This is a genomic window from Cellulosimicrobium sp. MI9406 (assembly GCF_040595865.1).
GTDB classification, from domain to species: domain Bacteria; phylum Actinomycetota; class Actinomycetes; order Actinomycetales; family Cellulomonadaceae; genus Cellulosimicrobium; species Cellulosimicrobium funkei.
Genome location: NZ_JALIZI010000002.1, coordinates 323,512 through 336,879, shown reverse-complemented (window position 1 = coordinate 336,879; position 13,368 = coordinate 323,512). Strand labels below are relative to the sequence as shown.

At 71.9% G+C, this 13,368-nt stretch carries 13 protein-coding genes; 7 read left to right on the top strand and 6 right to left on the bottom strand.

Annotated elements, in window-relative coordinates; translation table 11 throughout:
* Positions 1-6: 6 nt before the first annotated feature.
* Positions 7-1,560 carry an RNA polymerase sigma factor gene (locus MT994_RS04545; protein ID WP_021479922.1) on the top strand — a complete coding sequence of 518 codons (1,554 nt, stop codon included), beginning with the start codon at positions 7-9 and terminating at the stop codon, positions 1,558-1,560.
* A gap of 199 nt (positions 1,561-1,759) precedes the next feature.
* Here the strand turns inward: MT994_RS04545 and MT994_RS04540 are convergent, their stop codons facing one another.
* Positions 1,760-1,972, bottom strand: a complete 213-nt coding sequence (locus MT994_RS04540) for a hypothetical protein (protein WP_021479923.1) — start codon at positions 1,970-1,972, stop codon at positions 1,760-1,762.
* 182 nt (positions 1,973-2,154) lie between these two features.
* Between MT994_RS04540 and MT994_RS04535 the strand changes: the two genes are divergently transcribed.
* The 5 genes from MT994_RS04535 to MT994_RS04515 all read left to right on the top strand — a co-directional run bounded on the left by MT994_RS04535 (position 2,155) and on the right by MT994_RS04515 (position 6,493).
* Entirely contained in the window at positions 2,155-4,284 is a 2,130-nt protein-coding gene (locus MT994_RS04535; RefSeq protein WP_354805304.1) for a DNA topoisomerase IV subunit B, read from the top strand.
* Between the two features lie 2 nt (positions 4,285-4,286).
* On the top strand, positions 4,287-4,931 hold the full coding sequence (locus MT994_RS04530) for a cation diffusion facilitator family transporter (RefSeq protein ID WP_354805302.1): 645 nt from the start codon (positions 4,287-4,289) through the stop codon (positions 4,929-4,931).
* A gap of 64 nt (positions 4,932-4,995) precedes the next feature.
* Positions 4,996-5,469, top strand: a complete 474-nt coding sequence (locus tag MT994_RS04525; protein WP_194522831.1) for a DUF4430 domain-containing protein — start codon at positions 4,996-4,998, stop codon at positions 5,467-5,469.
* Positions 5,466-6,053, top strand: a complete 588-nt coding sequence (locus tag MT994_RS04520; protein ID WP_354805301.1) for a DUF6580 family putative transport protein — start codon at positions 5,466-5,468, stop codon at positions 6,051-6,053. Before MT994_RS04525 ends, MT994_RS04520 begins: the two co-directional genes overlap by 4 nt.
* 71 nt (positions 6,054-6,124) lie before the next feature.
* Positions 6,125-6,493, top strand: a complete 369-nt coding sequence (locus MT994_RS04515; protein ID WP_354805300.1) for a DUF2200 domain-containing protein — start codon at positions 6,125-6,127, stop codon at positions 6,491-6,493.
* 9 nt (positions 6,494-6,502) lie between these two features.
* On the opposite strand, the gene MT994_RS04510 is transcribed toward MT994_RS04515, so the two are convergent.
* The 4 genes from MT994_RS04510 to MT994_RS04495 all read right to left on the bottom strand — a co-directional run bounded on the left by MT994_RS04510 (position 6,503) and on the right by MT994_RS04495 (position 8,499).
* The gene (locus MT994_RS04510; RefSeq protein WP_354805299.1) at positions 6,503-6,943 is read right to left on the bottom strand and encodes a VOC family protein; all 441 of its coding nucleotides are present in this window, start codon (positions 6,941-6,943) and stop codon (positions 6,503-6,505) included.
* Positions 6,944-7,052: 109 nt separating this feature from the next.
* Positions 7,053-7,700, bottom strand: a complete 648-nt coding sequence (locus MT994_RS04505) for a dihydrofolate reductase family protein (protein ID WP_194522829.1) — start codon at positions 7,698-7,700, stop codon at positions 7,053-7,055.
* Between the two features lie 85 nt (positions 7,701-7,785).
* On the bottom strand, positions 7,786-8,022 hold the full coding sequence (locus tag MT994_RS04500) for a helix-turn-helix transcriptional regulator (RefSeq protein WP_354805297.1): 237 nt from the start codon (positions 8,020-8,022) through the stop codon (positions 7,786-7,788).
* The gene (locus MT994_RS04495) at positions 8,023-8,499 is read right to left on the bottom strand and encodes a DUF2975 domain-containing protein (RefSeq protein ID WP_194522827.1); all 477 of its coding nucleotides are present in this window, start codon (positions 8,497-8,499) and stop codon (positions 8,023-8,025) included. It abuts the gene before it with no gap.
* A gap of 513 nt (positions 8,500-9,012) precedes the next feature.
* Between MT994_RS04495 and MT994_RS04490 the strand changes: the two genes are divergently transcribed.
* Positions 9,013-9,681 (top strand): hypothetical protein, encoded by a 669-nt coding sequence (locus tag MT994_RS04490; protein WP_354805296.1) that lies wholly within the window; start codon positions 9,013-9,015, stop codon positions 9,679-9,681.
* Positions 9,682-9,728: 47 nt separating this feature from the next.
* Here the strand turns inward: MT994_RS04490 and metH are convergent, their stop codons facing one another.
* Positions 9,729-13,322, bottom strand: a complete 3,594-nt coding sequence (gene metH / locus MT994_RS04485) for a methionine synthase (RefSeq protein ID WP_354805295.1) — start codon at positions 13,320-13,322, stop codon at positions 9,729-9,731.
* Positions 13,323-13,368: the final 46 nt, after the last annotated feature.

The window sequence follows — 13,368 nt, the reverse complement described above, 5'->3', positions numbered from 1 at the left end:
CGGTTTGTGGCGCCCTCAACCCCGATTTCCGCACTCCCGCGAGAGTTCGAGCACCCCGCCCTGCAGGAGCTCCTGCGGCGCGGCAGCGCGAACGGTCGCGTCGACGCCGAGAGCTTCCGCACCGCGTGCGAGCAGGCTGCCGTCAACGACGCCAAGCGGCTGAAGGCGGTCTTCCGCGCGCTCGCGGGCGCCGGCGTCGAGGTCGACATCCCGACCACGACGAAGGTGGCCGCGGCGGCTTCCCCGCGCAGCACGACGACCGCGCGCACCAAGCCCGCCGCGACGAAGTCCGCGTCGGCGACCAAGCGCACGACCACGACGAAGGCCGCCCCGGCTGCCGACGCCGAGGGTGCGGAGACCTCGTCGACCGGCCCCGCCAAGCCCGCCGCCCGCAAGACCGCGGCCAAGGCCCCCGCCAAGTCCAAGGCGACGCCCGCGCGCGCCAAGAAGAAGGACGACGACGAGGACGACGCCGAGGTCGAGATCGAGGACCTCGAGATCGACGTGACCGAGGACGAGGAGGCTGCGGAGCCGGGCGCCAAGAAGGCTGCCGCCGCCGCGCCGAGCGACGAGCCCGAGGAGACCGGCTTCGTCGTCTCCGACGCGGACGAGGACGACGCCCCGGTCCAGCAGGTCGTGACCGCGGGTGCGACGGCCGACCCGGTCAAGGACTACCTCAAGCAGATCGGCAAGGTCGCGCTGCTGAACGCGGAGCAGGAGGTCGAGCTCGCGAAGCGGATCGAGGCCGGTCTGTTCGCGGAGGAGAAGCTCGCGGCCGAGGGCGACGACCTGGACCGCAAGCTCAAGCGTGAGCTGCAGTGGATCGCGCACGACGGCAAGCGGGCGAAGAACCACCTGCTGGAGGCGAACCTGCGTCTGGTGGTGTCGCTGGCCAAGCGGTACACGGGTCGCGGCATGCTGTTCCTGGACCTGATCCAGGAGGGCAACCTCGGTCTGATCCGTGCGGTCGAGAAGTTCGACTACACCAAGGGCTACAAGTTCTCGACGTACGCGACGTGGTGGATCCGCCAGGCGATCACGCGCGCGATGGCGGACCAGGCGCGCACCATCCGTATCCCGGTGCACATGGTCGAGGTCATCAACAAGCTCGCGCGCGTGCAGCGTCAGATGCTGCAGGACCTGGGCCGGGAGCCCACGCCCGAGGAGCTCGCCAAGGAGCTCGACATGACCCCGGAGAAGGTCGTCGAGGTCCAGAAGTACGGCCGCGAGCCCATCTCGCTGCACACGCCGCTCGGCGAGGACGGCGACTCCGAGTTCGGCGACCTCATCGAGGACTCCGAGGCCATCGTCCCGGCGGACGCGGTGAGCTTCACGCTCCTCCAGGAGCAGCTGCACCAGGTGCTCGACACGCTGAGCGAGCGCGAGGCGGGCGTCGTCTCGATGCGGTTCGGCCTCTCGGACGGGCAGCCCAAGACGCTCGACGAGATCGGCAAGGTCTACGGCGTGACGCGTGAGCGCATCCGTCAGATCGAGTCGAAGACCATGTCGAAGCTGCGTCACCCGAGCCGCTCGCAGGTGCTGCGCGACTACCTCGACTGACGCGTCGCGGCGCGCGGCCGGTGCGCACCACCGGCCGCCCGCCGCCGTCGCACGACGAAGGCCCCGAGGAGATCTCCTCGGGGCCTTCGTCGTGTCTGAGGTCTGTCTCTGAGGTGGTCGTCGCGGGGGACCGGGCGGTGGAGCCGGTCCCCGCGGTCGTGCGCTCCTGGCGCGGGACGGTGCTCGGCGGAACGGCGCGTCAGCGCGCGCCGTGCTCCGCGAGCAGCTTGTCGGTCTCGTCCTGGATGGACGTCGCGAGGTCGGTGTAGGCATCCGCGTGCGCCCGCGCGTGGTGGCCGCAGAACAGCAGCTCGCCGCTCGGCAGGACCACACGGACGTACGCCTGGGCCCCGCAGCGGTCGCAGCGGTCGGCCGCGGTCAGCGGTTCGGTGGTGGTCGTCGTAGCAGTCACATGAACATCAAACCATCCCCTCCTGAGGTTTCGTCCCGGGGGAGCGCCGGGTTCGCTACCCGCGAAGCGCGCTCACCCGCGCCGTGGCCTCCCGCCGGCATCCCGCCGCATCCCGCCGGATCGCGCGGCGTCCGCGGCGGGGCAGCACCGCGCTGTGGGCGCCCTCGTCTAGGCTTGCCGCCGTGACGACCACCTCCGCTGAGTCCAGCTACACCGCTCGGCACCTGTCCGTGCTCGAGGGCCTCGAGGCCGTGCGCAAGCGACCGGGCATGTACATCGGCACGACCGACTCGCGCGGTCTCATGCACTGCCTCTGGGAGATCATCGACAACTCGGTCGACGAGGCGCTCGCGGGCAACTGCTCGAAGATCCGGGTCGTGCTGCACGCCGACACCTCCGTGACGGTCGAGGACGACGGCCGCGGCATCCCCGTGGACATCGAGCCCAAGACGGGCCTGTCCGGCGTCGAGGTCGTGTTCACCAAGCTCCACGCGGGAGGCAAGTTCGGCGGCGGGTCGTACACCGCGTCGGGCGGCCTGCACGGTGTCGGCGCGTCCGTCGTCAACGCGCTGTCCTCGCGTCTCGACGTCGAGGTCGACCGCAGCGGCAAGACGCACCGCATGACCTTCCACCGCGGCGAGCCGGGCGTGTTCAGCGACCCGAAGACAGGCCCGACGCCGGACGCCCCGTTCGAGCCGTTCGTGTCCGGGTCCGAGCTCGCGGTCGTCGGGAAGACGAAGCGCGGCGTCACCGGCACGCGCGTCCGCTACTGGGCGGACCGTCAGATCTTCCTCAAGACGGCCGTCTTCTCCTACGACGAGCTCGTCACGCGCGTGCGGCAGACGACGTTCCTCGTCCCCGGTCTCGAGATCACGGTGCGCGACGAGCGCGGCGTGCCGGGGACGCCGGGGGAGTCCGGGCCGCACGAGGAGACGTTCGTGCACACGGGCGGGTCGGTCGACTTCGTCGACTTCCTCGCGCCGGACACCCCCGTCACCGCGACGTGGCGCCTCACGGGCTCGGGCTCGTTCACGGAGACCGTCCCGGTGCTCGACGACCGCGGTCACATGACCCCGCAGGCGGTGCAGCGCGACTGCGAGGTCGACGTCGCGCTGCGCTGGGGCACCGGCTACGAGACCGAGGTCCGCAGCTTCGTCAACATCATCGCCACGCCGAAGGGCGGCTCCCACCTCGGCGGCTTCGAGCAGGGCCTGCTCAAGGTGCTGCGCAAGGCGGTCGAGACCAACGCGCGCCGCCTCAAGGTGTCGACCAAGGACGCGTCCGAGCGCATCGAGAAGGACGACGTCCTCGCCGGCCTGACGGCCGTCGTCACCGTGCGTCTCGCCGAGCCGCAGTTCGAGGGCCAGACGAAGGAGGTCCTCGGCACGGCACCGGTGCGCGGCATCGTGGCGCGCGTCGTCGAGAAGGAGCTGAACGCCCTCCTCACCTCCACCAAGCGCGACGAGAAGACGCAGGCCGCGCTGCTGCTCGACAAGGTCGTCGCCGAGATGCGCGCGCGCATCACCGCGCGCAAGCAGAAGGAGATCTCGCGGCGCAAGAACGCGCTCGAGACGTCGTCCCTCCCGGCCAAGCTCGTCGACTGCCGCAGCGACGACGTCGAGCGCAGCGAGCTGTTCATCGTCGAGGGCGACAGCGCGCTCGGCACCGCGCGCCTCGCGCGCAGCTCCGACTTCCAGGCGCTGCTGCCCATCCGCGGCAAGATCCTCAACGTGCAGAAGGCGTCCGTGAGCGACATGCTCCGCAACGCCGAGTGCACCGCGATCATCCAGGTGCTCGGCGCCGGGTCGGGGCGGTCGTTCGACCTCGAGGCCGCGCGCTACGGCAAGATCGTGCTCATGACGGACGCCGACGTCGACGGTGCCCACATCCGCACCCTCCTGCTCACGCTCTTCTACCGGTACATGAAGCCGCTCGTCGAGGCGGGGCGCGTCTTCGCGGCCGTGCCGCCGCTGCACCGCATCGAGGTCATCGGTGCCGGGCGCCGCAAGAACGAGTACATCTACACGTACTCCGAGGCCGAGCTCGCCGCGACGCTCAAGAAGCTCGACAAGGCGGGCCGCCGCTACAAGGACGACATCCAGCGGTACAAGGGCCTGGGAGAGATGGACGCCGACCAGCTCGCCGAGACGACGATGGACCCGCGCCACCGCACCCTGCGTCGCGTCACGGCCGAGCACGCCGAGGCGGCGGAGCGCGTGTTCGAGCTGCTCATGGGCAGCGACGTCGCGCCGCGCAAGGAGTTCATCGTCGCCGGCGCGGCCGAGCTGGACCACGCCCGCATCGACGTCTGACGATGTCCGCCCGGCAGGACGCGCCACGGGCGGGCCACCCTGACCTGGTCCGCCTGCTGCGGCGCACCGTCCTGCTGGTCGCGGGGCTCAACCTCGCGTACTTCGTCGTCGAGCTCACCGTCGCGCTCGCGGCGGGTTCGGTCTCGCTGCTCGCCGACAGCGTGGACTTCCTCGAGGACACCGCGATCAACCTGCTCATCGCCGTCGCGCTGGGCTTCCCGCTCGCGCGGCGCGCGGTCCTGGGCAAGGCGCTGGCGCTGCTCATCCTCGTCCCCGCGCTGTTCGCGGCGTGGGAGGTCGTGCGCCGGTTCGGCGACCCGCCTGCTCCCGAGGTGCTGCCGATCGTCCTCGCCTCGCTCGGCGCGGTCGTGGTCAACGGGGTGTGCGCGTGGCTCCTCGTCCGCGTCCGCTATCACGGCGGGTCGCTGAGCCGGGCCGCGTTCCTGTCGGCCCGCAACGACGTGCTCGTCAACGTCGCCGTCATCGCGATGGGGCTCGTGACCGCGTGGACCGGGTCCGGCTGGCCGGACCTTGTGCTGGGGTGCGGGATCGTCCTCCTGGCGGGCCACTCCGCGTACGAGGTGTGGGAGGTCAGCGAGGAGGAGCGGCTGGCGGCCAAGGCCGTCGCGGGCGAGGAGATCGGGTGAGGGGCCGTCGTCCGACAGGCGGGCGACCCGGCGCGAGCCGGGCGGTGCTCCGTACGCTGACGACGTGACCCTCCGAACGCTCCGCGCCACGTCCGCGCGCCCGCTCACCGCCCTGACCGCCGTCCTGCTCACCGCGGGCCTGCTGGCCGGGTGCTCGTCCGCCGACGAGCCCGCCGCCGACACCACGTCGACCTCCACGGCGACCGCGGGCGAGGAGTCGAGCGCACCGGCCGAGGACGCGACGGACGAGGCGCCCGACGACGAGTCCGGCGACGGCGAGGACGCGCCGGAGCTCTCCTACGACGGGCGCGAGGGCGCGACGGCCCTCGACCTGCTCCTCGAGGCGGACCCGTCCGCCCAGGTGACCGGTGAGGGCGAGAACGCGTTCGTCACGGCGATCGACGGCGTCGCCGCCGACCCGGACAGCGAGTTCTGGGCCCTGTACGTGAACGGCGAGATGGCTACCGTGGGTGCAGGCTCCCTCGAGACGAAGGACGGGGACGAGATCACGTGGAAGCTCGAGACGTTCACCTCGTGACGCGCTCGGAGAGCACGGCGCTGCGCTGGTGGCGCCCGGCGCTCGTCGTCACGCTCGCGGCGCTCGCCGTCGTCTGGCGGCTCGTGCGCGCCGACCTCGGCGCACCCCCGAACCTCGAGCTCGTCACCGCGGCGACGTTCGCGGCGACCATCCTGCTGCGCTCGCGGTGGGCGTTCGTCGTGCCGCTCGCCGTGACGGTCGTGTCCGACGTCGTGCTCGGCAACACGACGATCGCGCTGTTCACGTGGAGCGCGTGGCTCGTCGTCGGGCTGGGCTCGCTGCTCGCGCGGAACACGACCGGCTGGCGCCGCGTCGGCGCGGGCGCGGCGTTCGGCGTCGCGGGCTCGCTGTGGTTCTTCGCGTGGACGAACTTCGGCGTCTGGCTGCAGGGTCGCGGCGTCTGGTACCCGGCGGGAGCGGACGGGCTCGTCGCGAGCTACGTCGCGGGTCTGCCGTTCCTGCGCACCATGCTGCTCGGCAACCTCGTGCTCGTGCCGCTCGTCGGGGCCGGGACGCTGCTCGTGGACCGGCTCGAGGCGTCGCACGGGATGGTCGGCGCCCGCGCCGTCTCCGCCGCGCGGTAGCGTGGTTCGTGCCGGACGACCGCACACGCGGAGCCGGTGACGGGCGAAGCCGGGGCAGGAGGAGGCCATCCATGGCGGGACACCGGATCTTCGGGACGAGCTTCGCGAGCATCTACCCGCTCTACGTCACCAAGGTGGAGCGCAAGGGGCGCACGACGGACGAGCTCGACCAGGTCATCGGCTGGCTCACCGGCTACGACGACGCCGGCCTCGCGCAGGCGATCGCCGACGAGATCACGCTCGAGGAGTTCTTCGACCGGGCGCCTGCGTGGAACCCGAACGCCTCGCTCATCACCGGGGTGATCTGCGGCGTCCGCGTCGAGGACGTCGAGGACCCGCTGATGCAGAAGGTCCGCTACCTCGACAAGCTCGTCGACGAGGTCGCGCGCGGCAAGAAGATGGCGTCGATCCTGCGCGGCGAGGCGGCCACCGCCTCCTAGCGGCGCGCCTCACCCGAGCTCTTCCGCGAGCCCGACGATGATGCCGCCGGGTCCCCGCAGGTAGCAGAGCCGGTACGCGTCCTCGAAGTGCACGATCTCCCGCAGCACGGCCCCGCCGTGGCGGGCGAGGCGCTCGACCGTGTCGTCGAGGTCGTCCACGGCGAACATCACCCGGTGCAGGCCGAGCACGTTCGGCGGGGCGGTGCCGAGCCCCAGGTCGAGCGGCGCCGGCGCGTGGTACCGCGTGAGCTCCAGCCGCCCGGGGCCGCCGGGGACGCGCATCATCGCGATCTCCGAGCGGAGGTCGTCGAGGCCGACGACGCGCTCCGCCCACCGCCCCTCGATCGTCATCCGGTTCTCGAGCTCCATCCCGAGCTCGGCGAAGAACGCGACGGCCGCGTCGAGGTCGTCGACGACGACGGCCACGTTGTCGAGGCGCTGGATCGTCATGGGCGGGTCTCCTGAGTTCGGGATCGTGGGTGCGGACTCGTGGGATAGAGGTGCACGGCTCCGAACCGCCGGCGCCGACGGCTCTCGTGCCTGGTGGCGCTCTCGTGGATCAGGCGTCCTGCCCGACGCCGCGTCCCGGCTCGCTCATGTCGCCCGTCCGGGGTGTGCCGTCCGCGAGGCCGTAGCGCAGCAGGACCGTGCCCGTCGGGCTCGGTGCGGGAGGCTCGAGGAGGGCGAGGTTGGTGGGGACGGCGCCGCCGTCGAACACGGTCTTGCCCGCGCCGAGCACGATGGGGTGCACCCACAGGTCGAGGCGGTCGAACAGCCTCTCGCGCAGCAGCGTCTGCACCAGGTCGAGGCTGCCCACGACCTTGACGTGCTCGTGCCGGTCGCGCACCTCGCGCACCGCGGCGGGCAGGTCCGGGCCGAGCGGCGTCGACCCGGCCCACGGCAGGTCCGGTGTGCCGCGCGACGCCACGTACTTGGGGATGCGGTTGAACAGGGCCGCGAAGTCGTCGTCCTGCCCGCCCTCCTGGAACGGCCAGTACGCCGCGAAGATGTCGTACGTGCGGCGCCCGAGCAGCAGCGCGTCCGTGCCCTCGTACGCCGCGGCGATCTGCTCGCCCGCGACGTCGTCGAGCAGCGGCGCCTGCCAGCCGCCGAACGCGAATCCGCCCTCCGGGTCCTCCTCCGGCCCGCCGGGCGCCTGCCCGACGAGGTCGAGGGTCGTGAACAGCTCGATCTCGATGCTTCCCATGGCTCGGCTCCCGCGGCGTCGTGGTCTCGGTCACGGGTAAGACGTCGTCCGGTCGCCGAACTCATCGACGCGGCGGCCGGACGGGTCAGGTGTCGGGCGGTCCCGCGTCGTCGGGCTCGTCCGGGACCCACCGCAGGACGTCTCCGGGCTGGCACCCGAGGACGCGGCAGACGGCGTCCAGCGTCGAGAAGCGCACGGCCTTCGCACGCCCGTTCTTCAGGACGGCGACGTTCGCCGGCGTGATGCCGACCGCGGCGGCGAAGTCGCCGACGGACATCTCCTTCCGTGCCAGGAGGACGTCGAGGTCGATGACGATCGGCACCTAGATCACCGCGGCCAGCTCGCGGCGGTCGGCGGTCGCGGCGCGGAGCAGCGCGCGCAGCACCACGACGAGCAGGGCCAGCGCGCCCCCGCCCACGAGCGAGCCGAGGAGGCCGAGGAGCACGAGCGGCCCGCCGAGCTGCGCCCCGAAGGTCAGGTGACCGAACACCGTCGCGGCGAGGGTAGCGACCGTGACCACGCACCCGATCACCACGGTGACCGAGCGCAGCGCGCGCGGGTCGAACACCTCGTCACGGGCGGCGAGGCCGAGCAGGTGCCACACCACCACGAGGGCGACCTCGACCGCGAGCAACGCCAGCACGGCCAGCACGGAGTACGGGACCACGAGGCCGCGGACCTCCGGGTACTGGGCCCCGACCTCGGCCGCGAGGAGGGGGGCGAGGAACATCGACAGCGCGGTGCCGAGGGCCACGAGGACCAGGAGTGCTCGTGTGCACGCGACGAGGGCAGGTCTCATCTATCGATTGTCGATAGATGCGACGGCTCTGTCAACGAACGAGGCACGACCCGTGGCGCGAAGGGGGAAGCGCGCGGCCGGGCGGTATCCGCTGTACCCGTCCGCCGGCGGCGTCGGCCGCGGATACTCTCTCGTCCGCGAAACGGTCGATGAGCCGAGCCACAGCGTGGCGTCCCGAGATCTTGCGGATCCTGGCCTGTGGATAACCGGGGCCCTTGCCGTCGTGGCGTCTAGCGTCCGGTCCAGGAGCCCACGACCAGGAGGATCGTCATGCGCGACCAGCACGAGCGCACGAGCCAGCACGAGCGAACGACCGCGGTCCCTCGCACGGGGCACCGTTCCCGTACTCGCCTCGCCACGCGTCGGAGAGTCACCGTCGGTCGCGTGCTCTCCGGGCTCGGGGTCGCCGTCGTCCTCACGGTCGTGCCCGGCGAGCGAACGACCGCGGTCCCTCGCACGGGGCACCGTTCCCGTACTCGCCTCGCTACGCGTCGGAGAGCCACCGTCGGTCGCGTGCTCTCCGGGCTCGGGGTCGCCGTCGTCCTCACGGTCGTGCCCGGCTGCGCGCTGCCCTTCGTCGAGACCGACGACGGCGCGACCCCTGTGGCGGCGGTGACGCCCCAGAGCGAGGGCGAGCCGACGACCCCCTCCGGGGCCGAGTACGCGATCGTGTCGGGCCAGCCGGTGCGGACGCCCTGCTGGTCCTACGAGGGCCCGGAGGCGTTCGTGAACAACGTCTCCTCGGACCAGGAGGAACACTGTCACGGTGCCCTCGAGCTCTGGGGCGAGGTCGTCGACGGGGCGGTGGTGCCCACGGGGGTCGGGGCGATCTACGGGCAGGTGTCGGTCCAACCGGTGCGGGTTGCGACGTCCGAGGCGTGGGGGGTCGGGACCGATCTCGGGGGAGCGGTCGACCTCCTCGCGGACTCGTACTTCGCGGAGAACGGCAGCATCCTCAGCCTGCACGAGGCGACCACCCTCGACGGCGTACCGGCGAACATCACCCGGGTCGAGGGGAGCTTCGAGGAGACGCGGACGAAGGCCTTCATCACCGTCTTCGCACCCGAGCGGTTCGCGTCGGGCACGGACGAGGTCCAGTTCTTCGTGATCGCGATCGTCACCCCCTACGACAACGGCGACGAGCTCATCGAGCAGGTCACGGGCACGTGGACGTGGTCCTGACGCTGCTCCCCGCTCGCCCCGGCAGGCCGCCCCGCGGCTGGCGATGGTCAGACGCTGAAGTACTTGGCCTCGGGGTGATGGAACACGAAGCAATCGGTCGACTGCTCCGGGTGGAGCTGGAGCTCCGCGGAGAGCTCGACACCCACGCGCTCGGGCCGCAGGAGCTCGACGACCTTCGTCCGGTCCTCCATGTCCGGGCACGCCGGGTAGCCGAGCGAGAAGCGGGCGCCGCGGTATTCGAGCTTGAACATGCCTTCGACCTCGGTGGGGTCCTCGTCGGCGAACCCGAGCTCGGCGCGCACGCGCGAGTGCCACATCTCGGCGAGCGCCTCGGTGAGCTGCACCGACAGGCCGTGCAGCTCCATGTACTCGCGGTAGTGGTTCCCCGCGAAGAGCTTCGCGGTGTGCCGGTCCACGCTCGCTCCCATGGTGACGAGCTGGACGGGCAGCACGTCGTACCGGCCCGTCTCCTCGACCCACGACCGCGGCTTGACGAAGTCGGCGAGGCACAGGTGCCGGTCGCGGCGCTGGCGCGGGAAGGTGAAGCGCAGCCGCTCGGTCCCGGGCTCGCCGCCCGACCCGCCGTCGGGCGCGCCGATGCCCGCGAGCCCGGCGCCGTGGTGCGCGACGACGACGTCGTCGCCCTCCGACCACACCGGGAAGTACCCGTACACGACCGACGGGTCGACGACGCCCTCGGTGCGGATCCGCTCGTACCAGGCGTTGAGGCGCGGGCGACCCTCGGTCTCGACAAGCTCTTCGTACGACGCTCCGTCGTCACCCCGGCCGGGCTTGAGCCCCCACTGGCCCATGAACGTCGCGCGCTCGTCGAGGAACGCCGCGTACTCGGCGAGCTGGACGCCCTTGACGAGGCGCGTGCCCCAGAACGGGGGAGCGGGGACCGGGTTGTCGGCCGCGACGTCGGACCGCGCGGGCAGGTCCTCGACGGGCGTCTCGGTCACGGTGACCACGGCGTGCCGGCGCTTCTTCAGCGCGGGCAGCCCGACGGCGTCGGGCGACTCGCCGCGCGCGACGCGCACGAGCGGCTCCATGAGACGCAGGCCCTCGAACGCGTCGCGCGCGTACCGGACGACGCCCGGGAACTGGCCCGCGAGGTCGTCCTCGACGTAGGTGCGCGTGAGCGCCGCGCCACCGAGCAGGACCGGCCAGCGGCCGGCGAGCCCGCGCGACGTGAGCTCCGCGAGGTTCTCCTTCATCACGACGGTGGACTTCACGAGCAGCCCGGACATGCCGATGACGTCGGCGTCGTGCTCCTCGGCGGCCTCGATCATCGCGGAGATCGGCTGCTTGATACCGATGTTCACGACCGTGTAGCCGTTGTTGGTGAGGATGATGTCGACGAGGTTCTTGCCGATGTCGTGCACGTCGCCGCGCACGGTCGCGAGCACGATCGTGCCCTTGGACCCGCTCGAGCCCTCGATCTTCTCCATGTGCGGCTCGAGGTAGGCGACCGCGGTCTTCATGACCTCGGCGGACTGCAGCACGAACGGGAGCTGCATCTCGCCGCGGCCGAACAGGTCGCCCACGACCTTCATGCCCTCGAGCAGGTGGTCGTTGACGATCTCGAGTGCCTTGATCCCGGACGCCATCGCCGCGTCGAGGTCCTCCTCGAGACCCTTGCGCGCGCCGTCGACGATCCGCCGCTCCAGCCGCTCGCCGACGGGCAGCGCCGCGAGCTCCGCCGCGCGCTGGTCCTTGAGCGCCGCCGAGTCCACGCCGTCGAACAGCTCGAGCAGCCGGGCGAGCGGGTCGTGCACGAGGTTCCCCTCGTCGTCGTACCGCCGCCGGTCCCACACGAGGTCGAGCGCGGCCTCGCGCTGCTCGGCGGGGATCTGCGCGAGCGGCAGGATCTTCGCGGCGTGCACGATCGCGGAGTCCAGCCCCGCCTCGACCGCCTCGTGGAGGAAGACCGAGTTGAGCACGGTGCGCGCGGCGGGGTTGAGGCCGAACGACACGTTCGAGACGCCGAGCGTCGTGTGGATGCCGGGGTAGCGGCGCGTGATCTCGCGGACCGCCTCGATCGTCTCGATCGCGTCGCGCCGTGTCTCCTCCTGGCCCGTGGCGATGGGGAACGTCAGGGCGTCGACGATGATGTCGTCGACCCGCAGGCCCCAGTCGCGCGTGAGCGTCTCGACGAGCCGCGTCGCGATCTCCACCTTGCCCGACGCAGTGCGCGCCTGGCCCTCCTCGTCGATCGTCAGCGCGACGACGGCCGCCCCGTGCTCGACCACGTGCGGCATGATCCGCGCGAACCGCGACGTCGGCCCGTCGCCGTCCTCGAAGTTCACCGAGTTCACGACGGCGCGCCCGCCCACGAGCTCGAGGCCCGCCGCGATGACCTCGGGCTCGGTCGAGTCGATGACGAGCGGAAGCGTCGAGGCGCTCGCGAGGCGCGAGACGACCTGCTGCACGTCCGCGACGCCGTCGCGCCCCACGTAGTCGATGCACACGTCGAGCAGGTGCGCGCCGTCGCGCGTCTGCGCCCGCGCGATCTCGACGCACTCGTCCCAGTTCTCCGCGAGCATCGCCTCGCGGAACGCCTTCGACCCGTTCGCGTTCGTGCGCTCGCCGATCGCGAGGAACGACGCGTCCTGGTGCAGGTCCGTGTGCGAGTACAGGCTCGCGACGCCGTTCTCGCGCTCCGGGTGGCGCTCGACGACCGGCCGCGCGCGCACCGCCTCGACGACGCGCCGCAGGTGGTCGGGCGTCGTGCCGCAGCAGCCGCCCACGAGGCCCAGGCCGAACTCGGTGACGAACTGGGTGTGCGCCGCCGCGAGCTCGTCCGGCGTCAGCGGGTACGTCGCCCCGTTCGGGCCGAGCACGGGCAGCCCCGCGTTGGGCATGCACGTCACGGGGATCTCCGCGTGCCGCGACAGGTGCCGCAGGTGCTCGCTCATCTCGGCCGGGCCGGTCGCGCAGTTGAGACCGATCGCGTCGACGCCGAGCGCCTGGAGCGTGGTCAGCGCGGCCCCGATCTCGGAGCCCATGAGCATCGTGCCCGTGGTCTCGACCGTCACCTGGACGATCACGGGCACCTCGCGCCCGACGTCGCGCATCGCGTTCCGCGACCCCGTCACCGCGGCCTTCGCCTGGAGCAGGTCCTGGCTCGTCTCGACGAGGATCGCGTCGACCCCGCCCTCCAGCAGACCCGCGGCCTGCTCGGCGAACGTGTCGCGCAGGTGCGCGTACGTCGTGTGCCCGAGGCTCGGCAGCTTGGTCCCGGGACCCATCGAACCGAGCACCCAGCGCGGGTGGTCGGCGGTCGCGTGGGCGTCCGCGCGCTCGCGCGCGATCCGTGCCCCGGCGGCGGCGAGCTCGCGGATCCGGTCGTCGATGTCGTAGTCCGACAGGTTGGACCAGTTGGCGCCGAACGTGTTCGTCTCGATCGCGTCCACCCCGACCTCGAGGTACGCGTCGTGCACCGCGGCGATGATGTCGGGTCGCGAGACGTTGAGGATCTCGTTGCAGCCCTCGAGCCCCTGGTAGTCCTCGAGCGTCGGGTCCTGCTCCTGGATCATCGTGCCCATCGCGCCGTCCGCGACGACGACGCGCGTGCGCAGCGCCTCCGCGAGGGCCCGGGAGCGGGCGTCGGCGAGGTCCTGAGGAGCGACGGTCGGCATGCTCGCAGCGTAGATCGCGTGCGGCACGGCACGGGGAGCCGTCTCA

Coding starts and splice junctions, on each gene's coding strand:
- MT994_RS04495 (WP_194522827.1), bottom strand. CDS start 8,499: ATGAGACCTGCCCTCGTCGCGTGCACACGAGCACTCCTGGTCCTCGTG.
- MT994_RS04505 (WP_194522829.1), bottom strand. CDS start 7,700: ATGGGAAGCATCGAGATCGAGCTGTTCACGACCCTCGACCTCGTCGGG.
- metH (WP_354805295.1), bottom strand. CDS start 13,322: ATGCCGACCGTCGCTCCTCAGGACCTCGCCGACGCCCGCTCCCGGGCC.
- MT994_RS04515 (WP_354805300.1), top strand. CDS start 6,125: ATGGCGGGACACCGGATCTTCGGGACGAGCTTCGCGAGCATCTACCCG.
- MT994_RS04530 (WP_354805302.1), top strand. CDS start 4,287: ATGTCCGCCCGGCAGGACGCGCCACGGGCGGGCCACCCTGACCTGGTC.
- MT994_RS04510 (WP_354805299.1), bottom strand. CDS start 6,943: ATGACGATCCAGCGCCTCGACAACGTGGCCGTCGTCGTCGACGACCTC.